At 24.5% G+C, this 23,914-nt stretch carries 22 protein-coding genes and 4 pseudogenes; 4 read left to right on the top strand and 22 right to left on the bottom strand.

What is annotated here, in order from left to right; genetic code table 11:
- Positions 1-192 precede the first annotated feature (192 nt).
- The 6 genes and pseudogenes from BVAVS116_RS06910 to BVAVS116_RS05160 form a co-directional block, all read right to left on the bottom strand.
- Positions 193-975: pseudogene (locus BVAVS116_RS06910) on the bottom strand (factor H-binding protein CspZ).
- 357 nt (positions 976-1,332) lie between these two features.
- The gene (locus BVAVS116_RS07020) at positions 1,333-1,416 is read right to left on the bottom strand and encodes a hypothetical protein (protein WP_438938867.1); all 84 of its coding nucleotides are present in this window, start codon (positions 1,414-1,416) and stop codon (positions 1,333-1,335) included.
- A gap of 1,135 nt (positions 1,417-2,551) precedes the next feature.
- Positions 2,552-3,293 (bottom strand): annotated as a pseudogene (locus tag BVAVS116_RS06680) (class I SAM-dependent DNA methyltransferase); the annotation flags it as partial.
- A 226-nt stretch (positions 3,294-3,519) separates the two neighbouring features.
- The gene (locus BVAVS116_RS05170; protein WP_012666319.1) at positions 3,520-4,269 is read right to left on the bottom strand and encodes a ParA family protein; all 750 of its coding nucleotides are present in this window, start codon (positions 4,267-4,269) and stop codon (positions 3,520-3,522) included.
- Complete coding sequence (locus BVAVS116_RS05165; protein WP_012666318.1) at positions 4,245-4,784, bottom strand: DUF226 domain-containing protein; 540 nt, start codon at positions 4,782-4,784, stop codon at positions 4,245-4,247. The genes BVAVS116_RS05170 and BVAVS116_RS05165 overlap by 25 nt, the downstream gene beginning before the upstream one ends.
- Before the next feature lie 58 nt (positions 4,785-4,842).
- Positions 4,843-5,706 (bottom strand): annotated as a pseudogene (locus tag BVAVS116_RS05160) (plasmid maintenance protein).
- A 557-nt stretch (positions 5,707-6,263) separates the two neighbouring features.
- On the opposite strand from BVAVS116_RS05160, the gene BVAVS116_RS05155 reads away from it, so the two are divergent.
- Together BVAVS116_RS05155 and BVAVS116_RS06905 are read left to right on the top strand one after the other, a co-directional pair.
- Positions 6,264-6,860 (top strand): chromosome replication/partitioning protein, encoded by a 597-nt coding sequence (locus BVAVS116_RS05155; RefSeq protein WP_012666316.1) that lies wholly within the window; start codon positions 6,264-6,266, stop codon positions 6,858-6,860.
- Between the two features lie 780 nt (positions 6,861-7,640).
- Positions 7,641-7,739 carry a plasmid partition family protein gene (locus BVAVS116_RS06905; protein ID WP_210373046.1) on the top strand — a complete coding sequence of 33 codons (99 nt, stop codon included), beginning with the start codon at positions 7,641-7,643 and terminating at the stop codon, positions 7,737-7,739.
- A gap of 220 nt (positions 7,740-7,959) precedes the next feature.
- On the opposite strand, the gene BVAVS116_RS06670 is transcribed toward BVAVS116_RS06905, so the two are convergent.
- The 5 genes and pseudogenes from BVAVS116_RS06670 to BVAVS116_RS05135 form a co-directional block, all read right to left on the bottom strand.
- Complete coding sequence (locus tag BVAVS116_RS06670; RefSeq protein WP_244427563.1) at positions 7,960-8,037, bottom strand: hypothetical protein; 78 nt, start codon at positions 8,035-8,037, stop codon at positions 7,960-7,962.
- Between the two features lie 117 nt (positions 8,038-8,154).
- Positions 8,155-9,015, bottom strand: coding sequence for a S2/P23 family protein (locus BVAVS116_RS05150; protein ID WP_012666312.1), 861 nt, complete (start codon positions 9,013-9,015; stop codon positions 8,155-8,157).
- Between the two features lie 1,283 nt (positions 9,016-10,298).
- Positions 10,299-10,582, bottom strand: a pseudogene (locus BVAVS116_RS06665) (plasmid partition family protein).
- Positions 10,583-11,186: 604 nt separating this feature from the next.
- Positions 11,187-11,732 (bottom strand): DUF226 domain-containing protein, encoded by a 546-nt coding sequence (locus BVAVS116_RS05140; RefSeq protein ID WP_407637027.1) that lies wholly within the window; start codon positions 11,730-11,732, stop codon positions 11,187-11,189.
- Positions 11,725-12,825 (bottom strand): plasmid maintenance protein, encoded by a 1,101-nt coding sequence (locus tag BVAVS116_RS05135; RefSeq protein ID WP_012666308.1) that lies wholly within the window; start codon positions 12,823-12,825, stop codon positions 11,725-11,727. Before BVAVS116_RS05135 ends, BVAVS116_RS05140 begins: the two co-directional genes overlap by 8 nt.
- A gap of 613 nt (positions 12,826-13,438) precedes the next feature.
- Between BVAVS116_RS05135 and BVAVS116_RS06805 the strand changes: the two genes are divergently transcribed.
- Positions 13,439-13,564, top strand: a complete 126-nt coding sequence (locus tag BVAVS116_RS06805; RefSeq protein WP_012666306.1) for a hypothetical protein — start codon at positions 13,439-13,441, stop codon at positions 13,562-13,564.
- A gap of 897 nt (positions 13,565-14,461) precedes the next feature.
- On the opposite strand, the gene BVAVS116_RS05130 is transcribed toward BVAVS116_RS06805, so the two are convergent.
- A complete protein-coding gene (locus BVAVS116_RS05130; RefSeq protein WP_012666303.1) occupies positions 14,462-15,310 on the bottom strand; it encodes a virulence associated lipoprotein in 849 nt (282 codons plus the stop codon).
- An 827-nt stretch (positions 15,311-16,137) separates the two neighbouring features.
- On the opposite strand from BVAVS116_RS05130, the gene BVAVS116_RS06800 reads away from it, so the two are divergent.
- Positions 16,138-16,266 carry a hypothetical protein gene (locus tag BVAVS116_RS06800; RefSeq protein ID WP_012666301.1) on the top strand — a complete coding sequence of 43 codons (129 nt, stop codon included), beginning with the start codon at positions 16,138-16,140 and terminating at the stop codon, positions 16,264-16,266.
- Between the two features lie 338 nt (positions 16,267-16,604).
- Here the strand turns inward: BVAVS116_RS06800 and BVAVS116_RS05125 are convergent, their stop codons facing one another.
- The 10 genes from BVAVS116_RS05125 to BVAVS116_RS06635 form a co-directional block, all read right to left on the bottom strand.
- Entirely contained in the window at positions 16,605-17,510 is a 906-nt protein-coding gene (locus BVAVS116_RS05125) for a hypothetical protein (RefSeq protein WP_012666300.1), read from the bottom strand.
- Between the two features lie 148 nt (positions 17,511-17,658).
- A complete protein-coding gene (locus BVAVS116_RS06795; protein WP_012666299.1) occupies positions 17,659-17,781 on the bottom strand; it encodes a hypothetical protein in 123 nt (40 codons plus the stop codon).
- A gap of 13 nt (positions 17,782-17,794) precedes the next feature.
- Complete coding sequence (locus BVAVS116_RS06660) at positions 17,795-18,067, bottom strand: hypothetical protein (protein ID WP_012666298.1); 273 nt, start codon at positions 18,065-18,067, stop codon at positions 17,795-17,797.
- A 56-nt stretch (positions 18,068-18,123) separates the two neighbouring features.
- The gene (locus tag BVAVS116_RS06655) at positions 18,124-18,477 is read right to left on the bottom strand and encodes a hypothetical protein (RefSeq protein WP_012666297.1); all 354 of its coding nucleotides are present in this window, start codon (positions 18,475-18,477) and stop codon (positions 18,124-18,126) included.
- 254 nt (positions 18,478-18,731) lie between these two features.
- Entirely contained in the window at positions 18,732-19,721 is a 990-nt protein-coding gene (locus tag BVAVS116_RS05115; protein ID WP_012666296.1) for a hypothetical protein, read from the bottom strand.
- Positions 19,722-19,977: 256 nt separating this feature from the next.
- Positions 19,978-20,847, bottom strand: coding sequence for a hypothetical protein (locus BVAVS116_RS05110; RefSeq protein ID WP_040351387.1), 870 nt, complete (start codon positions 20,845-20,847; stop codon positions 19,978-19,980).
- 299 nt (positions 20,848-21,146) lie between these two features.
- Positions 21,147-21,467 (bottom strand): hypothetical protein, encoded by a 321-nt coding sequence (locus BVAVS116_RS06650; protein ID WP_012666293.1) that lies wholly within the window; start codon positions 21,465-21,467, stop codon positions 21,147-21,149.
- 159 nt (positions 21,468-21,626) lie between these two features.
- Positions 21,627-22,088: a hypothetical protein gene (locus tag BVAVS116_RS06645; RefSeq protein WP_012666292.1), complete on the bottom strand. Its 462-nt coding sequence runs from the start codon at positions 22,086-22,088 to the stop codon at positions 21,627-21,629.
- A 256-nt stretch (positions 22,089-22,344) separates the two neighbouring features.
- Positions 22,345-22,704 (bottom strand): hypothetical protein, encoded by a 360-nt coding sequence (locus BVAVS116_RS06640; RefSeq protein WP_012666290.1) that lies wholly within the window; start codon positions 22,702-22,704, stop codon positions 22,345-22,347.
- Positions 22,705-23,089: 385 nt separating this feature from the next.
- Complete coding sequence (locus BVAVS116_RS06635; protein ID WP_234925302.1) at positions 23,090-23,317, bottom strand: hypothetical protein; 228 nt, start codon at positions 23,315-23,317, stop codon at positions 23,090-23,092.
- Positions 23,318-23,914: the final 597 nt, after the last annotated feature.

Below are 23,914 nucleotides of genomic sequence, written 5' to 3'. Positions count from 1 at the left end.
AAGTGTGATCTAGTCTTATCAACTGTAAATAATTTTAAAAGAAATTTAGCTTTTCTTCTATTAAGCTCAAATTTATAGATTTTCGAATAGTAGTATAGTAGTAGTAAAAAGAGAAGTATTAGATAAGTTTGGGCCTAAACAATTTATCAAAAGAGTAGCATGCTTCTCAAATTAAAATAATACATATAAAGTTTACTTAACAGCTTTATAAGCCCTCTCAAGCTCTATAGCAGCAATTAAAAATCCTGCTTCTTCTTTATAAAAATTATTATATCTAATTCTTAAATTTATTTCTATATCATTAACCATATCACCAATAGTTTTAACAATACACTCAAGAGCTATAAGATCATCTTCCTCTAAAAACTCTTTAGCTTTATTAACAAATTTTTTGGAAGCCTAAACAAAATTATTATCGATAAACTTAGAAGATATAATATCAAAACTCTCCATGTAGGCTAATACAACATATTTTCTAAGTTTTTTATAAGAATCAGCAACATATCTAGAATTAGCCACATTATCTACAGCTTGGTTTAATTTTGTAGTAAAATCATCAATTAATGCACTTAAAAACATAGGCTTGTATTCTTCTATAATCTTTTCAAACTCTTTAAACTTATTAACAATTTTATTATCTTTTTTAAACATAGATATAGCTTGAGTAAGCTTACTTTTACAATGCTCTTAAAGTTTACAACCGCTCCCAGAATAAGTCATAATATAGTTATATGCTTGTGTATATTCATTATAAATAGTGTCTAATTTTATAGAATAATACTTAGACTTTTTAACAAAAGTTTCAAGTTCATCAATGTTTCTCTGATTTAATCTACCAACATTCTCATTAAGCTGATCTTGATTTACATTGGAAATGCCTTTATTGATGTTTTTCCCGAATTTTTCACTATTTTCATCTTGATTTCGGTAGAGACCTTCCCTCCGATTCAAACCATTTTGTTCTCTGTCTAACATATGACAAGACATAATGAAAAATAAAGATATTATGGCCAAAATATATTTTCCAATTTTAATCATAAAAACTCTATACCTTTTCAAGGTAAATTACATTTCGTATTATATCATATACAATATGAAACTGTTATTATACTATAATAACACCAATGCTCAAAAAGATAAATAAATTGTTAAAATTAAAAAAATTTGTTGTACTATTCAATGATGTTGTTAGGCTAATATTTACCAAGTATCCAAATTTATCAAAAGAAAAATTAAAGCTTATTATTGATGAATGATTATTTTTTAAAAAAGTAGAAATGGATCTATAATATAGAACATTTGTATTCTTTTTTATTGATTTTTTGTCCTATACTAAAATAGTTTCAGATTTAATACAATTTTATAGGTTTTATCCTCACATGCTTGTATATCTTTTATAGTAAGATATGCAAACATATAGTCACATTTACTCTTTTTATAAAAAGTTTTAAAGAATTTATTAAAGTATCATTAAAAACCTCAAAATTATAGAAATTTACATATCCAACCTCTTTTTAAGTTTCTTTCAAAAGAATTTTAATAAAACCATCAGTTCTATATTTTTCAAAATCAAAACTCACTCCTTCAAAAATTAACTTTAAATTTTTGACTTAGTATTTAGTATCTTTTCTTAATACTCTTCAGTTGATTCAAATGCTACTATTTTGCTATTGAAACCTTTACACCAAATATTTTATAATTATCATCATTAATATAATAAGCAAAGCTATCCCAAAATGAAAAAGAAAGAATTTTAAGTCGAATGGGTGAAAAAAATATACGAATATTTAAGCCCTTTAAGATCTTCAACTTAAATTATTATGTCTGTCTTTTATAAACATCAAATTACCAGACTTTACCTATGTAACATAACCCCTTCTTCCAAAAAAACCTCTCCTTTTTTATTTGGATTGACTCAAATTCTTTTTTAATACGGGAAATATTTTTAATATCTTTTCTTTTTTAATATTTTTTTTCATTATTCCCTTTAATTAGCTCAAGGTCTATAACTTAGGTTTTGATGTTTTTTGAACTAGGTTGGTTCTAAAACACAAGAACAAAAAAATGATATAAAAAATACATTTAAAATACTTATACTCTTTTTCATAAAATTCTTTTTGTTATGATTAATTTCTAAAGCATTACTCCATTAATTTGAAGTTGAAAAATAAGGAATATCTAAAAAAAATAATTCAAAAAACTCTAATAGAAAAACTTTTATGAAAAACTCAATAATTACCCCCCTATCAAAAAACAAAAAATTTATTAAACACCAACATTCAATTGCATCCAATTTTAAATTAGAAAGCATATTTTTTTAATAAAAACATCATTATAGTCTATCTAATACAGCTCCCAAAAAAACAAGACTAACAATCAGCCTTATTTTTTCAGTTGCATGCTTTTACATTAAAAATAATTAAACGAAGCCATATAAAACACTGCGGCGCATATGAATCTAAAGGCTGCGAATATAAATTTCTTGCTAAAAGGCTTAAAGAAAAAAAGGATAGAAGGCTAAAAAGATAGAGAAAGAAATTATAAGATCATTAATATTATCACTGCTATGAATCATGAATTTTACTTTAAAATTTGATGTGGGAGTTTTTGTATTACAAATATGAAATCTTATAAATTTAAAACTAGAATCCACGTCTTCAAATCTTTTTTTATTTTCAAATCAATAAATATAATTAAACTCATAGTTAACAACTATATGCTTTCTCAGTGACCTAGAACTAGATTCACTCCAAAAAATCAAAGAAACCAAATAAGTTAAATTAACTTTTTCTCTTATTAATTTTAAATTAAATGTAATAAAGCATCTAAAAATATTCGGATTACCGCCATTAGCAATGTATTTAAAATCACTTTTATAAATATTGTTAATAGTGTTTATACTGTTTTTCTTAATTGCATTCTATTCAAAGGATTAGTATTTTTACTGAATATTTCTTGCTTATTTTATTTTGCTCTTTTATGCTTAATTTTCTGTAGTTAGGAATGTGTTTTGAAAAAAATTTAGATTCATCAAATTTGGTTTTCTCCCACATAGTATTTTCAATTGCAATATTAAATTCTTCCTAAATATCTGAAAACTCAATTCCATAGCGAAAAAATTTATAGTAACTACTTAATTTTCTAATTTTCTCTATTTTTTCTTTATCTTAACTAGAAGTTTTATTGCACAAAATATTTTTTGTTAAACTAATTATATCTGTAATATCACTAAATTCTATATTTAAAGATTTGTCAAAAGATATACAAAGAATATGAGGAAGAAATAAAATAATAAAATTAAAATATAATATAATATAATATAATGATTAAAAATTAAAAATAAGATAGTTCGCTAAATTATATAGTTAATTGAAAGTTACAGGTTTTATCTTAAAAATTTTCTTTATTAGAAAATCATTTTAAATATTCTTTATCAATAAAGAATAAGACAAATTAAAGACATAGAAATAAGATTAAAAAAATTGAAAATCAAAAATATCATCTTAATATTTCATAAATTTAAAGTATATTTTTTAAAGCATTTTCAGCTTCCCTATAATAAATTTCTTTCAAAGAAGGCTCTAAAAGATCATTTATAAAAACTTTTATACTATTTGAAAAATGAATTTTCCCTTTTATATATCTGCCATATTTTTTATACAATACATCTTCAACCTCCTTTAAGGTATTCCTATTTTTAATAAATTGGTTTTCTATAATAGAAATATTATATTTTTTATTTTTAATATTTTGAATATTATTGATAGTTTCCTTTAAAATAGAAAAGCTTTCTATTGACCATCTTTCCACTTGAACCGGGATTATAACATGATCTGTAACATTTAAAGCATTCTTTAAAAGAAAATTTTTACTAGGAGAAGTATCTATTATAATATAATCAAAATCAAAACTTTTACTACTTTTATTCAATCTAAATTCTAAAATAATTTCTTTATAATCTATATCATCTGTATTAAATTTTTCTAAAACAGGATGGGAAGGAATTATAGAAATAAATTCATTAATTTTATTTTCACATTTATCAAAATAGGTGTTTCCTTTCAAAAATTCATAAACATTATGTTTTTTAATATTAGTTATATATCTATTAAAATAGGAACTTAAAGAATTTTGTGGATCAAGATCAATTAATAATACTTTTTTGCCTAATTCTTTTAAGACATAAGAAAAAAGTATAGAAAGTGAGCTTTTCCCAACCCCTCCTTTTAAACTTGCAAGTGTAATTATAATTGGTTTTTTTTGATCCATTTATTTATAACTCCCTCATCTTTTAATTTTTTATTATAAAATTCATATACTTTTTTTTCCATTTTTTTCAAGTGTGATAAATTAAATTGATAATACTCGGTGTTTTCTTTATTTTTTCTTAGAAGTGTTCTTAAAGATTGAACATATGCCTTAATAGAACCATTTTTAAAAGCAAATTCTATATAATAGAGTTTCTTTATTGCATAAGTTTTATTATTTTCTTTTTTAAGAAAAAAAGGTTTGTCTAATATGTCATGTCTATATCTTATTTCTAAGAACTTATCATCTTCTTTTAAAGGAAAAAGATTGAAAAAAAGAAAATCTTCAGTATTATTAAACTTTTGGAAAGTAAGTCTTAGTCTTTCTCCTTTATTTGTAATTTTAAAACCAACTAGGTGTTTAAATATTTTTGTGCAGTATATTTTTCTACTATTTACTTCTTCGATTCTATTGAATATAATTCTTTTTTCTATATTATTTTTTTTGTTTCTGAGTTTTTCAAGTAAACTACTCAAATTATAATCCTTTTTTCAAAATGTTAGCTAAAAGATTATTGGTTATTTTGCCAACATGTCATAAAAAGCTAATCATTCTATTTGCTTTCCATCTAGTAGCATAAGTATCTTTAAATTATCCTGCAAGAATATAAAAATCGGTTTTATAAGGGGCATTTTGTCTCATAAAATGGATTTTATGTTTATAGATGTTTAGTTTAGATAAGAAAAATTCTCTAATATCTCTTACCTCATAATCATATTTTAAATAATTTTTAAAATTTTTATAGTTTAATAAAATATTTTTTAGTGTTTTGATTGATTTTTTTGTGTTAGAAACTATTGATTTGATTCTCTTAAAGATAGAGTTTTCTATAGAATTCTTTTTGTATATGTTTATATATTGTTTATTATATACAGTGATATTTTCAGTGATATTTTGAAAGTCAAAAGACTTTTTTTCTTCTTCTAAGGCATATTTTTCTTCCTTTGCTTTCTTGATTATTAAGTCTGCTTTAGTGCTACTAAAATATGCATCAATCAATTTATGTGTAATAGGTGATACTTTATATATACAAAGCTTTCCTTTGAATTCTCCAAAGTTATTGGAGAATGTTAGTATTCTTTTTTCTAGTGCTTTTAGCTTAACTAAAAATCTTAAATCTGGTTTTGTAGTATTAATTGCAGTTGTTTTTTTACTTTCTTTATCTATGTTTGAGTTTAGTAAGCAAAATATATCTCCTTGATGATGAACCCGAAGTTCTTTTAGTTTTTCAGGGTCGAAATAAATTCCATGTATTGACACATTATGTTTTTTTTCAAGCTTTTTGTTTAAGAAAATAACGGCAAAAATTATTTTCTTAAGTTTACAATCTTTTGAAAGTAACTTATTGAATTTATTAGCATTAATTTGGCAGCTATAATTAGGTACAACAGCTTTCATTTTTTGTCCCCCAGTTTAATGTGCATTTAATTATTAATTAATAGTTAAGGAGTATAATACATAAAATAATTAATTTCAACCCCCCTGTTAAAATTAAATTTAAAAACTATTTTTAATAATATTTAAGTTACTAGGCTTGAGTTTTTAACAAAAAAAGATCTTGTTTTTATGCAATAACTAGGAAGAAACTTTTCAATAAAATTGATTAAAAATAAAACAATAAATAACGCTCAAAGTATAAAGAATTAAGATAATCTAAAAAATATATTTTCTTTAGCTGCTATTTCTAAGTCAAAGATTATAGAAATAGCTTCTTTTCTCGTTCAGAACCGAACGATTTTTTTATTATGGGTAGTTATTTTTTGTCAAAAAATTATAAATATTGACACAAATTTTAATTTGTGTCAATATTTATTCACAGATTCGTGGTATTAAATTTACCATATATCTTTTTTTGTTCATATTATTCGTCAAAATTTATTTTTTTAGATACTAATTAATAGTTAAATGCATAGAAATGCATACTTCTAAAACAAAAATAAATATAGGGGGACAAAATGGGGAAAAAACAAAATAAAAAAGAGATGATTTTAAATGACAGATTTGAAGATTTTATTGATAAAAGTCAAAATTTAAATAGTCAAGATGAAAATTTAATAATTTACAATGATCTAAAAGATCAATTAAGGCTTAATTTGAAAGATGATATTGACAATAAAATTCAAAGAATGAAAATTTTATATGAAATTAAGCAAAAAGAACTTTATAAATACGATGGTTTTAAAAGTTTTGAACAATTTATAAAATCTTTTATAATTGCAAAAACCCAGGCTTATACATATTTAAAAGTTTATGAAAAGGTTTTGGAAGGCGTTGTTTCTATTGATAAAATTAAGGAAGTGGGTTTTAATAGCATATATCATGCTATACAAAAACAAGGATTATTAGAAATAAATCAAGAAGATATGAATAAAAACAACAAAGAAAATGCCCCAATTAGAATTTTAGTAAAAGATAATGAATTATATGATTTTTGTAAAAAAGATACTAAAAGGGTCTATTTTATTTTAGAGGAGATTTTTAAAAATAAAAAAGATATTTTATCAGAGATCATAATTAAATATGATTTTTTAAAAAAGAAAAAGAATAAATAAATTTTCAAGTTTTGTTGACTTTAATGTTTGATTAATGGTAGTCTATTATTTCTAGTAGGCTTAAGTTTATTTTGCCTAGTTTAATGTCGAAAAGATGCCCGAAAAGGGTTTTTTCATTTTAAAATTTAAATCTTAAGGCTTACTAGTATCAAATACTAGGTTTTTAGCTTTAAATTCTTTTTGCATGCCTTCAATAGACAAGTTTCCTATTATTAGGTTTTTATAATTAGCTACAAAGCAATGAGACAGTTTATGTAAAAATCCTTTTCTTTGACATAAAATTTTCTTATACGGCTAGTAACTCTTAATCTAGATCAATTCTATTGCTAAAACCTTTTTGTTTTTTCAATAATTTTCCTTGGAATTTTTTAAGTTTATTTTCATTTTTAGCAAATATTTATAACTATTGGTTTTCTTGCTTTTACCGCTTACTAAAAAATTATAAATGAAGAACTTTGATTTATTTTTTAATTTTGAAAGGTGATAATTATGAATGAAAAATGTTTATTATTTGTGTTGTTTTTGCACTGATAAGTTCTTTCAATAATTATTTAATCAATAAAGATGTAAAAAATTAGATCAAGTTTTGAAAAAACAAGTTAAAAGATTTTTGGATACAAAAAATGGAATAAAAGAAATAACCGGGGGTGTTGTTGAAGGTAAGAAAGTGTTGTAATTGGTAGTGTGTTGAATAGTATAGGGAATTGGGTTTCAAAATTATAAAAAAAACATATGTTTGCAAAAAATCGTTAGATTTAAATAACAATATAAACAAATCAGATAAATACTGATATTTTTGTTAGAATTCCTATGGGGGATAAAGAAGTATATGGGTTTGTAAAACAAGATACAAAAAGGGCTTATTATATTTTAAGATAACTTGTTAAGAATAGAAAAGATGTTTTTCTTGACATTGCAACCAAGTATAATGCTGAAAAAAAATAAAATTTAGCGCAATATTCTTTAATTTTTTCAAAATTAGATTTGTTTTTAAGATATTCTCTAATCTTTAATTCTGATTTTGTTTATCTAGGTCTTATTCAATTTCGTCAATCTTTACATTTTTTAAGTTGGTTTCGTTCTGTCCTAAAACATATATTTAATTGCCTTCATTTAATTTAGTTCTTAAATTGCTCCTAATTCCACTCAATTTTCCCAATAATTTTTCTAATTCTATGTCTAAATCATCATACCAAGGATTATATTTAGTGCTAATGCTTTTCGCAAATAAATTAAAATCTTTCTTATTTCTTATTATTTATGTTTTCAAAACGTCATCCGGTTATTAAATTTATTATTCATAATCGACAGAAAGCTTTAATTTCTCGCTTGATAAATTTGGATACTTAGAAAGTATCAGCTTAACTGCATTATAGAATAGCTTTGTATTTAATACAATTTCATATACCTTATCTTCATTAGTTTGTTTATTTTTTATAGTAAGCTTTGCAAGCATATTATTACATTTATTCTTCTTATAAAGAAATTCAAAAGATTTTGACAAATCATCATTAAAAACCCCGAAATTATATGAATTAATGTATCCGAACTCTTTTGAACTCTCCTTTAAACTAATTTTAGCAACGCCAACTCTATATTGCTCAAAATCAATATTTGACCCTTCAGAAATTAATTTTAGGCTTTTAACTTCATATTTTTCTTCAAACTCTTTATTTGACTCAAATGCTATTATTTTAGCTATTGGTACACTATTTCCCAATATTTTATAATTATTATCATTAATATAATAATTATAGCTCAACCATAAAGACAAAGTTTTAAATCGAATGGGTGAAAAAATATAAGAATACTTAAGCCCTCTAAGATCTTGGATTAAATTATTATATTTATCTTTTATAGCTCTTAATTTGCCAGATTTTGCCCATGTAACATAGCCTCCTGCAAATAACTCAAAAACCTCTCCTTCTTTTATTTCGTCTAAAATAGATTCTTCATCAATACAATAAACATTTTTATTATATTCTTTAACATTTTTTTTATTATATTCTTCAATATTTTTTTTACCATACTCTTCAATTAGCCCAAACTCCGAAATTTCAGTTTTGACTTTTTTTAAAGATTTTGGTACTAAAAAACAAGAATAAAAAAATGATATAAAAAAAATTATATTTAAAATATATATACCCTTTTTCATAAAATCCTTTTTACTTTAAATAATTTTCAAAGCTCTCTTGCCTCAATGTCAAAATTTCATAAAATATTTTTTCATTATAGCAAAAAAAATTTTATAGCAAAAATACTATCGACACATATATAAATTCTATTTAAGATTAATATTTTCTTTATATTTTTGAACTGCTGATCAAGAGTAGACTCAATAAAATCAAAACAATTTATAAGTATCCCAAGACCTATTCTTTTTAAAACTTGCAAATCTTTACTAAGATAGAATTATCTATGTAAAATATACATGCCATATAAGCATATACCAATTTTATATTGGTATAATAAATTGTTAAACACTAATTATTATATCAATTTATGGAAATCAAATATTTAACATTGTCCTTATAAGATTAATTTACAAATACACATACATAAAAATTAAATAATAATGATGCTAAAAAGATTTATAATTAAAGTGCAAGCTTAAACTACTTATAGTAGTTTAAGCTTGCACTTTAATTATTTACCAATTGTAAAGGAGAACAATAATTCTCTTTATTTTGAAAAAAAATCGTACTAAAAATACTAACCCGCCATACATACAAAGCAAAACTAATTATAAGTCTTGGCAAGATAAAAAGATAAAATGTAAAAACAATGACAAGATAGCATAAGTTTTATTCAAAAGACATTTAGAAAAATTAGTTAAATATAAGTTGAAAGGCAAGAATAACGACTATTTCTTCTTTTATAACTCATGCTTTCAAAAGCCATTTTAATTTTTATTTCCTAAATTTCTCCTAAAGCTTCTTAAGTATATTATCATAATTTCTACAATTAATTATTTATTATAAACTTAAACATTTTGAAAAAAATAATATTGGTATTACCTAAACTAAATCAAAATTAAGTTAGCCTAGACTTTTTCAAATGTTTGGCTTTTTTTTCATTTTTTCTATCCATTTTATAAGCAACCCTTTTTCCCAGATATTTGGTTTAATTTCAATATTTTTTTTCCTTCTCGAAATTTAAATTGTTTTTTTTAACTTTTTAAATCGTTACTACCAGTATTGTTTAAATTACGCTATTGCTTGGATCAGATTTACTTTTAACATTAAATATGTCTTTGAAAAAAATTTCTTCTGTATTAATTGTTTGCCATTCTAGTGAATTCATTCTTTTTTTTTAGAACTTTAAAATTGCAATTATTATTATGTGCAAAACAAAATCTATTATTTCCTTGCTAAATCCTTTATTTGAAATTTCATCATTATATTTTACATTTTTAAAAACATTTACAGACTAAATTATTTATAAAATTTTATTATCCCATTTAAGTTTTTTATATCTCTTTATGATTTTTCTAATCATTTCTTTTTCTTCATTAAACGGAATGTTTAACAAAAATTCAGTAAACTTGTCATTGTTTTTATAAAAATAATAAATTTCTTGACGATTAAGATAAAACACCTTAATGACTTTATCTGATCTTTTTTCGATATATCCTCTTTATTTTTTATATTTAACATATTTTTATATACACACTTTAGCCCTTGTTTTTTAATATCATTTATTGATATACTCCCCTTTAACACTTTCCTATAAATTTTAAGGCATAAAAAGCCTGACTTCTGGATATTATAAATTCTGACGAAAAATCTTCAAAATTTTTTATAGCCATTAATCAAATAAAGTTTTTTCCCTTTTTTTATATAAGATTTTAATTATTTTGATTTTATTATCAATATCATCAAGAGTAATTCTACAAAGTAGATCTTTGTAATTTTTATATCCAAGTTTATTGTTTTCAAATTCTTAAAGATCATTCATTAATATTGAAAAATATCCTACAGATCATCCTTTTGCCTTAATAGGTATTACAACTTTATATTTAACATTTAACGCATTAAATAATAAAGAACTTGGTCTAGGCGAAGTATTAATTATTACATAATCAAAATTATTAGAATATAAATTCTTATCAAATATGTATTCTATAATAAGTTTAAGTTATTTATATAAGGAATGTCTTCTTTTTCAAATTTACACAAAATTGAATGGAATTGTATAATATGCATATTATTGCTTATTAAATTCATACATCCATTAAAAATTGAATTTTAATCTCTTTTAAAACATGTAAAAATATAACTGCTAACATGCTTTTACAAACGCCAATTTTAATTGAACCGATTGTTATCATTTCTGGTTTTTTTTTATCCATTTTAAAAGAATTCCTTTTTTTGGATATTTTTTACCATAAAATTCGTAAACTTTTTCTTCTAATTCTGTAAAAATTCTAATCAGTGTTTTATTGTAAAAATTATCTACTCTTTCTTTTTTTAATAAACGGAATAATCCTTTAAAATAGCAAAAAATACTACCTTTTTGAAATCTAAACTCTATGTAATATGCTTTTGAAAATGCATATGATTTTTTAGTTCCGTTTATTTCATATTTTACAAAAACATTTTTTATAGGTTTTCTATATCCATAAAAAATTCCTATGAATTTGTCGCCTTCTTTTTTATGTAATCGAAATTCCTCCACTCTTAATTGGTTAAATAATTTTCTTAATGACAGACGAAATATATTTTTTTTACTATCAAATCCAAATTTGTAAATGTCCATCATTATTTTTGTGTGATATATTGTTCTATGCTCATCCATCTCAATTTTTACAAAAAGATCTTTTTTGTCCGAACGTTTGATTATCGGTCTTATAGGTTCTTTAAAATCAGATATTGCTTGCATATTTAATCCCTACACAATATTTTTTATTTTTTATTATTTTTAACAATTCCCAATAGTATTTATCAAATACTTTATTGTATTCTAGTTTATTCTTTTTATTTAGATAATTTTTTACCGTTGTTTTTAAAAATTTAATTTCTGACTCTTTTTTTAACTGTTCAATTAGTATATTAAAAATATTTATTTTAATTCGTTCGTGATTACTTCCAGAACTTTCTTTTTTTCTTTCAATTGATTTTTCTAATTTAATTTTTATATTGCTTAAATCTTTGTATTTTTGGTTTTCTATAATAAAATGGGGTTTGTTTTTATATTTTTCATAAATATCTTGAATATAAACTTTTAAATTGTTGGGATAATGTCCTTTTTGCTCTAATTGTTGTTGAGTATCACTTAATATTTTTTTTAACTGATTTTTTTTTGTTTCAGAATAATTTTGGCTTAAATTGTTTTTATGTTTTGTTAAGTTAAGTTCGATTTTTTTTATTATTTTTAATACTTCTATGGCTTTATCTTTGTTAAGATTTAAATCTAAAATAGAAAGAGTTTTTTTCGATAAAAAATTACATTTATTGAAATATTTTTTTAGCTGTTGTTTTTCTATAATTCCTTTGTTTGTTTTTTCTCTAATATCTTTATTATTTTTATTACTAATACACTCCCCAAACCCTACATTCCCATTTTTATTTTCTTTCCATTCAAGATATGCATTTACTCTTGATTTAAATCTTGCCTCTTTTTTTTCTTTAAAATACCGGTTTATTATGTTATAACATTCTTTTTTTGGGTATTTAAGTTTATAGTAGATTTCAGTTCCACAATTTACTCCCAAGTGTTTATAATAGTTGGTTGTTACTTTCAACTCTTTTTCTAATTTGTAAAGATAATTTTGCATAGTTTTTAGTGTAACAGTAGTTTGGCCATTTCTTTTAAGATTTTTATTGAAATAATAAAATATGTTACTTTGAACATATTTTTTATATTGTCTGTTTACATAAGATAGTGTGGATACTAGTACTATTAATTTATGTTGTGATTTGCTAGAGTAGGGGTTGTTTTTAAAACTTATAAAATGAGATTTCACTGCTTTTTATACCTCCGTATTTTGTTTTTCTTTATTCTTAATGTACACAATTTTAACTCAAAAGTAAACACATTTATAAAGAATATAAAAAAAAATTTTGTAATTTAGGTTTGTTCTAATTTTGCATAAAAATCAGTTGATTTTAATTATAAGTTAGTCTATACTATAACTAGTGTAGTAATTTTAGAGATTTGTGTTGTAAATTTACTACCGTATTTTGTTAATTTGAAAGTCTGGGGCTTAGATAAGTTCTTTAAAGAGAGAATTTAGCTAAGCCCTTAAACTTTGTTTAAAACTTTTTGCCAACAAAATTAACAAAAGCTGTTTTTTTGTTTCACACTTCTAATTTGTGGAAATAGCTTATTTTTAGTTCTAAAAAATTATTTTGCTTTGCAGGTGTTTATTTAAGATATAAAAACATATATCATGTATTTAAAATAGTCTCAATTTTTTGAATTTTAAAACAATTTTAAAACAAAATGTATTTTTTATTAAAAAAATAATTATTTACAGCATTTGTGATATTTTGCATTATAGAGATTGTTTGTAAAGAATTTCTAGTTGACGAGGCAGTAAACATTTTGAAATTGATAATGTAATAGGAAGAGAAGCGATGAAAGAAGAATTTTTATATAAAAATGGTGTATTAGAAGCATTAATTATATTAAGAAATAAAATGATTAAAACAATAAAAAAGTTTAATCAAAATCCAATAAAATTACGATTTTTAAGAAAGTAATGTTAAATCCTTTCGGTTTTTGTTAGATAAATTATTTAATGATTTTGATGATGAAAAGAAAATATCAAAAAAATTATGAAAGCATGTGAAAAAATAAGAGATAAATAAGAAAAAAATATTATAAATAATTTGGCTTACGATGTTAGCAAAATAAAAAATATAGGTTGGAATTTTAAACAAAAAAATAACGAAGAATTCTTCATCTATAATTTCCATTAGGTTTAGATGGAGCTAAATTTTTTAATAAAATAGATTTATTAGATTTATTTTGACTTCGAATGTACTTTTCAATGATATTAATAGAGGTTTTTCCATTAAAAATAAGGTATTAGCTTTTATATCAAAAATAATGTTTTCAGCATTACTTATGGATTAAGACAATAATGTATTTTTGATTTTTATTTATTGTATTAATAGTAATAAAATATCAAAGTAAATTAATTATTTAAAGATTCGATCAATTCTTTATGATTAAATCTTTAATTTGTCATATAATTTTTCTTTTTGTTTGTAACCGCCAGTTATTAAAAATAAAATTATCAAAATGTACTTAATTTTTAAATTAAGTACATTTTGATATAATTCTTTTAAAGTATACACCATTATTAATATTAATCTAATCTATTGTTAACTACTATTATTAAATTAAGGAGTATGGAAATAATAGCTTGCTTATTCTAGCATTTAATTACAATATTGTCTTGTTTTTATCGGAGGAATTTTTGTAGTCATCATGAAAAAGGATATTTAAAATCAATAATCAATTTAACAAACTTATCTCTGTCTAAAATTTATGTAAATCATAAATGACAAGTTTTTTTAAATATTTAGTTAAAACGATAAATCGATCCTTTGTTAAGAATAATTTTTTTCATTATGACAATTTCAATACATAACTTAAAGGTTATGTATTGAAAATATGTCACTTTTTAGCTTTTTTGTTTCCTTGTTTTTTTCTAGAATTTGATTGTAAAGTGTGGTTACATGAGATTCAAGCTTGGTGTTATCTGTTTTTATAGAATTTTCATCATTTTGATAATCTAATAAAAGTTTGTTTAACGTTTCTGAGATGATTGCTTTTATAGATAGTAATTCTTTAAACGAATTTTTAAGCTTCTCTAAATCTGAAATCTTTAGTTTGTCTAAAGTATCTTTTTTAGGGTATAAGTGAACGATCACATCGTCTAGAGTCTCTCCAAATGTGCTAAGGGTGTTAAATAGACCTTGTGTTTGTCCTGACAGCATTATTATTTCTGATAATGTCTTTAATTCACTAATATCAATATCATTTAATGTAGCATAAATTCGTTTTCTATATCTTTTAGATCTTTCGCTATTATCGGCTATTTTTTCACCACCTGGTGATGACCATCCCAATTCTTTAAAAGCCGCTATTCCATATTGGTCTACAGGTTCTTCTTTCGCTTTTTGTATAGATTTTTCTCTATCCGCGTTAGCTGTTTCTATTAAATTTCTTAAATCATCAAGCAGTGTATTTTTTATTCTTTTATCAGGATCTTCTTCTTGATTTTGGTCTACTTTTTGAGTTGGTTTTGCTTCTTGATTTTGGTTTGCTTCTGCTTTAGGTTTTAATATCTTTTTATTAGATTTTAGTCTTTTCTTATTAGATTTTACTCCCTTTTTACTATAGTAAGACTTCACATCTTTTTGATTGGTGCTCAAATCTGGATTGCAAGCATTTAAAAATAGAAAAACGAATATGCTTGCAATTATATTATATTTCATAAATACTCTCCTTAATTAAAATCTAATATTTAATATAATGCAATATTAATATAATTCAATATTTAATATAATTCAATATTTAATATAATATAATATTAGGTTCAATATTGAATTATTGGAATAATCATAACAATATTTTTATTGTGATAAGTTTTGTAGTATTTTGAGCTTTTTTTAAAATTTATTTTTATGTATTTTTTATCAAATTTATTTAAATAACAGTATATGTTATTTATGAATGGATTTTTAATGATTATTGTTTTAAAGATTTAAAAACTTTGAAGTTGTAGATAATTTATAGAGCATTTTAAGGCACTATAGAATTGTTCTGTTAAGTAATAGCTAAATAAAAATCATTCTATGAATAAATTAATATTACATGAACATGGTAGTTGTCTTTTGATTTATTTGTTAAATACTTTGATTGGCTAAGAATACTTTTTTGTAATCGTTGTTTAGATATAGATTTGTTGAAAAAGAAGTGAGTTTTGGCCTTAAAAGGTATGGCAACATTAAAATGAGCAATAGTTAAAGCAGCATTTTATTATTTTTAAGGTTTTAAATACAGGTAAGATTATTTAAAAAATAGATTGAAAATAATAAATTTATTGAATTAGTTGTTAACTCAATAAATTAAACTTAAATTGTTAATTTAAATTTGCTCTTAAATAATTTTCATATTCTTTTACTAAATTGGAAATATAATTTCAATCAATTTTTCTTTTAAAAGATTTTCTATTGCAATCTCTTGTGGTAGTGCAGTAGCAACATCTTTGCTACTAAAGGCAGTATTGTCAGTATTTGAAGTTTCTAATAAAGGAGCATAATTGCTAGAATCAGAAACTAAAGTGTCTGAATTAAAAAAATCATTAGATATTAGTGAAGAGAGCTTATCACTTAAATCTTTAGATATTGAGCAACTAAGTAGAAGAGATATTAGATATATATATTGGTAAAAATAAGTTTGTTAAGCTTTATAAGCAGCTCCTATAAGTATACTTTTTTAAAGTAATATGTTAATTTTTAAGATTCAATTTTTGTTATAGTAACAATATAGTGAGTGACTAGAAAGAAACATTTAATTTTTAAAATTAATGATTAAGCAGGACGGGAAGTATAGAAGCGGAAGAGTAAATCTAGGATAAATGAATTACTTTACCAGGGGGCTTAAAATATCTATCTTAGAAATAATGGAGTTGTTTTATATGTGCAAAAAAGCCAGACTATTTTTGTGAAAATCCAAAAGCTTCCTTATTTATAAGTAAGCGTCATGTCTTCTTTGAAGCTACACTAGCTAAGATTCTCTACTACTTAAAGCAGCTTCATGTGCTTTATTTAACTCTTCAAAATCTGCATTTGCTTGATCCATCTTGTCTTTAAGTTCTTTTTGTTTCTGCTTAGCAGTCTTAAGGCTAACTTTAGCCCTGCCCATTGCTTCTTTAGCATCATTCATATAATAGTGGTATCGAGTATATTGGTAACCTTGAGTATTGCTATTATTTAATGCTTCTTGTAAAGCATCTTCTGCTTTTCTATTTGCATACTCAAAATCGTGCTTAGAACTTTTTAAAGCACCTACTGCATCTGAATAATTAGAGTTAGCAGAAGCATGGCTGCTACTAACTTTGCGAATAGCTTGATCAAGTTTAGGCAATAAGGTTGGGTTAGCTTTATTAGATTTTCTAGCATTATTTAAAAAAGAACTAGCATTGTCAACTTTACTTTTTATCTTATTAAGTCTTGACTTTATTGTTTCTAAATCTGTAGTTATTTTATTAACTTCTTCTAAAGAGGTAGAAATTTCTTGTATGATGTTTCTAGCTTCACTAGTTTCCCTAGAGTTATTATTAACTTGTTGAGGTTGTCTATTAGTATGTTTTTCACTAGCATCACTAGCAACGGAAGGGTTTGTGTTTACAATACCATCTTTTTGTATACCTAAATTATTGTCTTTTTTACTTTCTTTTGCTTCTTTTAGGTTATTTTCATTATTTTGTTCTTGATTATTTACTTCCTTATAACTAATACTTCTAGCTTTACGACCACTTCTTTTGTTGTCTTTTATAAGAGATTTATTATTAGCTAAATCCTGTATAGCTAAAGCTTGTTGAGATTTATCTATAGCTTCATATAGCTTACAAGAAATAACGCTACAAAATAAACTGGATATCATTAACACTTCTTTAATCATTAAATTCATTATATTGCCTCTATCTAAAATAGAATATTATTAGAATATCCTGTCATTATATCACATTTATATTAGTAATCAAGAATATGAGTTATATGTTAAGCTTATAGCATAGAGCTTTTGTCTTTAAAGCTGAGCTATCTAAGATTAGTATTATTTAATAAGCAGCTTCATATGCTTTATTTAGCTCTTCAAAGTCTACATTTGCCTGATACATATTAGAATTAAGATATTCTTGGTTATGCTTAGCGTTATCTAGCACCCTTTTAGCCCTCTCCATTGCATCTTTAGCGTCATTTATAAAGAATGATAATGACCGTTATACCATTCGTAATTTTCCTTTTAAGCATTTTGTACCTCAACTGCCTTTCTCTTGCATCTTTAAAGGCAGTATCAGCTATTCCTAGGGAATTAAATGCATCATTATAACAAATGATAAAAGAAGCATGACTACTCTTAACCTTAGCAATAGCTTGGTGCAGGCTAAGCAATAAGGTTTGATTATCTTGATTAGATTTAGGTGCTTTTCTAGCGTTCTCTAAATAAGAATTAGCTGTATTAAGCAAGCTTTCTATATTATCAAGTATTTGTTTTATAGTTTCTAAATCTTTTCTTAGTCTAGCTACTCTTCTGTAGAAGATTCAATTTCCTTCATAATATTACTATCTTCATTAGCTTTCCTGGATTCACTATTAACTTGTTGGGGAAGACCGCTGCTACTATTATCATTTTGTATATCTGCAACAACTAAATGATTTTTGTCTATGTTTTGTTTCATATAAGCATTATTTGTGCTTCTAGGCCTGCGACTTCTACTCTCATTGCTGCTTCCTAAAGTATTAGAAGACTTATTGTTGTCTAGTATGTCTGTAACCTGCTCAGCGTTGTCTGCAAGATTATCATATAGTTTACAAGAGAGGATATTTGGAATTGAAACTAAAGTGGATAAAATAAATAATTTAGCAATTAAATTCATCTATCTTATTACCTCTTCTTAGAATCTGATGATATTTATGCTTTATTCTTAAAAAATAAGAATATCACATTTATAAAAATAGTGAATGCTAAATGCAAACCAAACTATAAATTTGAAAGAAGTAGAGCAGTACTTGTAAAGGCAAGAGGGAAGTGAAATAGTTAATTTAGGTAAGCTGATATAAGTTTTTCTAGTAAAGATGGGATTATATATGAGTAGAGATATTAAAGAAACTAAAGCCTACACTGGAAGTTTTAAAGCTTTAATATATTTTCTATTTCTTTTTTGCAAGAATTTCCCTGTTGAAGATAATCAATAGCTTTTTGTGTATATTCAATGCATGCAGAAGCAAAGTCTATAGCTCTGTATGCTAAATTTTTTGCATGTTGCATATCACGTCCGTTAAAACTGCCACTGAACCGGTATGAATTGCCATTGTATAGTCTTTTATAAATAGATTCTGCTAGTTTATCCTTAGCCTCATCTAGCATGCCTTTAGCAGATACCCAAGAATTAGTTGCTTGCTCCATAAAAGAACGCATTTCTTGTAATTTAGGCATAATAGTCTTTATTTTTCTATTCAAAGGAGATGTGTCTAAATTAGAGAATAATAAGTTTGATAAAGTTTCATAATCTTTTTCAAACTCAAGGAGTGTATTGTTTAATTTGTTTTCAGGATTAGCATGATTAACAATCTGCGTGGCATTTTTAATTTCTGAAAGAGATGTTTGCTCATACTTTTCTTGTGCAAATTCATCTAAGTTAGCTTTAATTTCTTCTTCTGAAGGAATAGCAGGAGTTTTACTTGTTGCAGTAAGGCTATTTTTAAAATTACTTTGTTCAATTGGATCATGTTGTGGAGTAGCTGATTTATTTTCTTCCATCTTTACATTATTTTGAGCATGCGAGTCATTTTGCATTATTGCTGGACTTGAATTTGGTAGGGATTCTTTATTATTTGCACCAGGATCATCTGACATATGTTGATTAGAACCTACTTGTAAGATTGGATCATAAGTTTTTTTATTTGATGATGTAACGTCTTTAGGAGATTCAATTTCCTTACTATTTTTATCTACTGAAGTATTAGTAGTATTTTTTTTATTTTCTTGATGATCTTTTAATGCTAATGCAAACTGTTCTATAGATTTTTTAGATAGAAAACCAGAACAACTTTCAAATAAAAAAAGAGAACTAAATACTAAATTAGGTATAATAAAAATTTTTATTAAACATAATCGCATAATATTTATATTTCCTTTTTAATAAAACTTTGTTATGTACTTATATAGCAAATAATATCTGTATTAACAATAATTATAATATTAAAAATAAAGATATTAAAGTTAATTCATCTAATAATTTAAAAAATAATGACTTTTTAAGTCAAACTATAAAGTTAAGAGAAAATAAAGTGTTGTTTAGAAAGAGAGTATTATAAATAAAGAAGCCAAACCTCATAAAGTATTGTCTGGCTTGTCTTTAATATTTTACTTTTACTTATCTGGAGTCCATATCTTGCAATTTTTTATATATATCATTTAACCCTTGAAGGTCTTTATTTGTCTTAGTCATATTTTCATTAATTTCTTTTTGTTTATTCTTAGCAACCTCTAGAAAACTTTTAGCACTACTCATTGAAGCTTTAGCATCAGCCATAAATTGGTGGTAGCCAGCATAGTAGTAGCTCTCATGCCTTGAAGCATTGCTATTACTTAATGCCTCTTCTAAAGCCTGATCTGCTTTTCTTTGTGCATGCTCAAAATCATTCTTAGCTTTTGCTAAAGCAGCAATTGCATCATTGTAATGAGTATCAGCAGAAGCATGATTACTCTTAACCTTAGCAATAGCTTCTCTTAGGCTAGGCAATAAGGCTAAGTTAGCTTTACTAGATCCCACACCTCTTCTAGCCTGCTTTAAATAAGATTTAGCTGTACTAAGTAAGCTTTTTATTTTATCAAGGTTTGCTTTTATTTTTGCTAAATCTTCATTTATTCTATTGTACTCTTCTTTAGAAGATTCAATTTCCGGCATAATGTTTCTAGCTTCACTAGCTTCATTATCTTGGATATTAACTTGTAGAGTATGATTGCTGCTGCTACTATTATCATTTTGCATATCGGGTTGCATGTTTGCCATCAAAGGTTTTTTGCCTGTATCTTGGTCCATATGAGTATTATCTACACTTCTAGGCTTACGACCACTTCTCTTGCTGTCATCGTTACTCTTTAGAGTATTAAAAGACTCATTATTGCTTTTTAGTTTGTCTATAACCTGATCGGCGTTGTATGTAATCTTCTTGTATAATTTACAAGAGATAACACTGGAAAATAAAATAGTTAGAATAAATAATTTATTAATTAAATTCACCTTATTACCTCTCTTTATAATCTGATATTCTTATATTAAAAAATATATTGCATTTATAATTTATAAAATGATTAATAATGCATAAGCCAAACTATAAATCTGAAAGAATTAAAGTAGTGTTTGTAAAGTCAAGATAGGAGTGAGATAGTTAATTTAGGTAAGCTGATATAAGTTTTTCTAGTAAATAGAGTTTCATATATGAGTAGAGATATTAAAGAAACTAAAGCCTACACTGGAAGTTTTAAAGCTTTAATATATTTTCTATTTCTTTTTTGCAAGAATTTCCCTGTTGAAGATAACTAACAGCATTTTCTATATATTTTAATGCATTCAGTAGCAAGATCTATAGCTCTTTTTGCTAAATCTTGTATATTGCGTTTGTTAAAATTACTGCCGAACCAGTATGAATTGCCATTTTCATTGTTTAATCTTTTATAAATAGAATCTGCTAGTTTATCTCGAGCCACATCTAGCATATCTTTAGCAGATCCCCAAGAATTAGTTGCTTGCTCCATAAAAGAACGCATTTCTTGTAATTTTACCCATAGTGTGGCTTTGACAGACTTTATTTTTCTATTTAAAGGAGATGTGCTTAGATTAGAAAATAATAAATCTGACATTTTTTTATGAAATTCTTTAAACTCAAGGAGTGTATTGTTTAAGTTATTTTCAGGATTAGCATGATTAACAATCTGCTCTGCATTTTGAATTGCTGCAAGAGATGTTTGCTCATACTCTTCTTGTGCAAATTTATCTAAGTTAGCTTTAATTTCTTCTTCTTAAGGAATAGCAGGAGTTTTACTTGTTGTAGTAAGGCTATTTTTAAAATTACTTTGTTCAATTGGATCATGTTGTGGAGTAGCTGATTTATTTTCTTCCATCTTTACATTATTTTGAGCATGCGAGTCATTTTGCATTATTGCTGGACTTGAATTTGGTAGGGATTCTTTATTATTTGCACCAGGATCATCTGACATATGTTGATTAGAACCTACTTGTAAGATTGGATCATAAGTTTTTTTATTTGATGATGTAACGTCTTTAGGAGATTCAATTTCCTTACTATTTTTATCTACTGAAGTATTAGTAGTATTTTTTTTATTTTCTTGATGATCTTTTAATGCTAATGCAAACTGTTCTATAGATTTTTTAGATAGAAAACCAGAACAACTTTCAAATAAAAAAAGAGAACTAAATACTAAATTGGGTATAATAAAAATTTTTATTAAACATAATCGCATAATATTTATATTTCCTTTTTAATAAAACTTTGTTATGTATTTATATAGCAAATAATATCTGTATTAATAATAATTATAATATTAAAAATAAAGATATTAAAGTTAATTCATGTAATAATTTAAAAAATAATGACTTTTTAAGTCAAACTATAAAGTTAAGAGAAAATAAAGTGTTGTTTAGAAAGAGAGTATTATAAATAAAGAAGTCAAACCTCATAAAGTATTGTCCGGCTTGTCTTTAATATTTTACTTTTACTTATCTAGAGTCCATATCTTGCAATTTTTTATATATATCATTTAACTCTTGAAAGTCCTTATTTGTCTTAGTCATATTTTCATTAAGTTCTTTTTGTTTATTCTTAGCAACCTCTAGCAAACTTTTAGCACTCTCCATTGCATCATTAGCATCATTTATCCGGTAATAGTAAAGATAATTGTACCCCCCTAAATGAGGTATATCTTTTAAAGCTTCTTCTAAAGCATCATTTGCTTTTCTTTTTGCATGCTCAAAATCATTCTTAGCTTTTGCTAAAGCAGCAATTGCATCAGTATAGCAAACATTAAGAGAAGCATAACTACTAATAGCCTTTTCAATTGCTTTATCAAGGTTAGGCAATATTTCTAGTATAGAACCATTAGTTCTAGAATTTTTTCTAGCATTATTTAAATAAGATTTAGCATTATTAGCTAATCTTTTTATCTTATCAAGTTTTGATCTTGTTTCCTTTAAAGCTGCATTTACTTTCTCAGTTTCTTCTAAAGAAGTAGAAGCTTTTTGTATAATTTTACTAGCTTCTCTAGAGCCCTTATTAAGTAGTTGAGGTTGTCTGCTAGTATCATGTTTCTTTGTTGTCTACTTCACTAGCATCGGAATGAGCTGTGCCTAAAACACTATCATATGCTTGTATATCTGAACTATTGTTTTTTTCACTTTCTTTTACTTTACTTTCATTATTTTGTTGTTGATCATTTCTGTTTTGATTACTTCCTTTTACCCCAATTTATTCAGCATCATCTAAAGCTCTAGATGTGCGACCACTTCTGTTGTTGTCTTTTATAGAATCTAGAGAACTATTATCTAGTTTAGAAGTAGAATTTGTACTTTTATTATCAGCTATATCTTTATCATAGACAAAAGCTTTAGCTAAAGCTTGTTGAGATTTATCTGTAAGCTTTTCATATAGCTTACAAGAGATAAAGCTTAAAAATAAACTGGATATCAATAACACACTTTAATCATTAAATTCATTATATTACCTCTATCTAAAATAGAATATTATTAGAATATTTTATCATTATATCACATTTATAGTAGTAATCAAGATTATGAGCTGGATGTTAAGATAGATATCATAAAACTAAATAACATAGAATAAGAATTTAAATAAAAATTAGAATGAGATGAATTTGAGGATAAATAAATTTATTTTGATTTTAAATAGTATTTTAGAGTTATGTATTACTAAATCTATATCAAAAATATTTATTCTTGAAAAATAGGTTCTTTATAGTTTAACTACTATTACTAGTTTAGTAATAGTTTCTTTAACTAAAGAATAGTGAAGTTAATTTATATAAAATAGAGAATTTAAAATAGCTAAATTAGACTAGTGAAAAAGAAGTGTTTTTAAGAAGAATGTATAAGGAATTAGGTAGACTAGTAGAGATAAAAATAGATTCATTGTGATTTATAAGAATAGGAGCAGGAGAAGCAATAGTGGTCTTTTTTTAAACAACTTAGGAAGTGGAAACATATATCTAAAACAATTATACAACTTTTTTACTTTTAGGAGCAACTTTGTTATTTTTGTTAGCAACTAATAACT

Source organism: Borreliella valaisiana VS116, assembly GCF_000170955.2.
In the GTDB taxonomy this organism is placed as follows: Bacteria; Spirochaetota; Spirochaetia; order Borreliales; family Borreliaceae; genus Borreliella; species Borreliella valaisiana.
The sequence above is the reverse complement of the archived record's forward strand: the minus strand, read 5'-3'. Positions and strand labels throughout refer to the sequence as shown.

Excerpts from the sequence above, each read along its gene's own strand:
- BVAVS116_RS07020 (WP_438938867.1), bottom strand. The coding sequence starts at position 1,416 with ATGTTTGCATATCTTACTATAAAAGATATACAAGCATGTGAGGATAAA.
- BVAVS116_RS05170 (WP_012666319.1), bottom strand. The coding sequence starts at position 4,269 with ATGGATCAAAAAAAACCAATTATAATTACACTTGCAAGTTTAAAAGGA.
- BVAVS116_RS05155 (WP_012666316.1), top strand. The coding sequence starts at position 6,264 with ATGGGGAAAAAACAAAATAAAAAAGAGATGATTTTAAATGACAGATTT.
- BVAVS116_RS05150 (WP_012666312.1), bottom strand. The coding sequence starts at position 9,015 with ATGAAAAAGGGTATATATATTTTAAATATAATTTTTTTTATATCATTT.
- BVAVS116_RS06805 (WP_012666306.1), top strand. The coding sequence starts at position 13,439 with ATGAAAGAAGAATTTTTATATAAAAATGGTGTATTAGAAGCATTAATT.
- BVAVS116_RS05130 (WP_012666303.1), bottom strand. The coding sequence starts at position 15,310 with ATGAAATATAATATAATTGCAAGCATATTCGTTTTTCTATTTTTAAAT.
- BVAVS116_RS05125 (WP_012666300.1), bottom strand. The coding sequence starts at position 17,510 with ATGAATTTAATGATTAAAGAAGTGTTAATGATATCCAGTTTATTTTGT.
- BVAVS116_RS06795 (WP_012666299.1), bottom strand. The coding sequence starts at position 17,781 with ATGGAGAGGGCTAAAAGGGTGCTAGATAACGCTAAGCATAACCAAGAA.
- BVAVS116_RS06655 (WP_012666297.1), bottom strand. The coding sequence starts at position 18,477 with ATGAATTTAATTGCTAAATTATTTATTTTATCCACTTTAGTTTCAATT.
- BVAVS116_RS05115 (WP_012666296.1), bottom strand. The coding sequence starts at position 19,721 with ATGCGATTATGTTTAATAAAAATTTTTATTATACCTAATTTAGTATTT.
- BVAVS116_RS06650 (WP_012666293.1), bottom strand. The coding sequence starts at position 21,467 with ATGTCAGATTTATTATTTTCTAATCTAAGCACATCTCCTTTAAATAGA.
- BVAVS116_RS06645 (WP_012666292.1), bottom strand. The coding sequence starts at position 22,088 with ATGCGATTATGTTTAATAAAAATTTTTATTATACCCAATTTAGTATTT.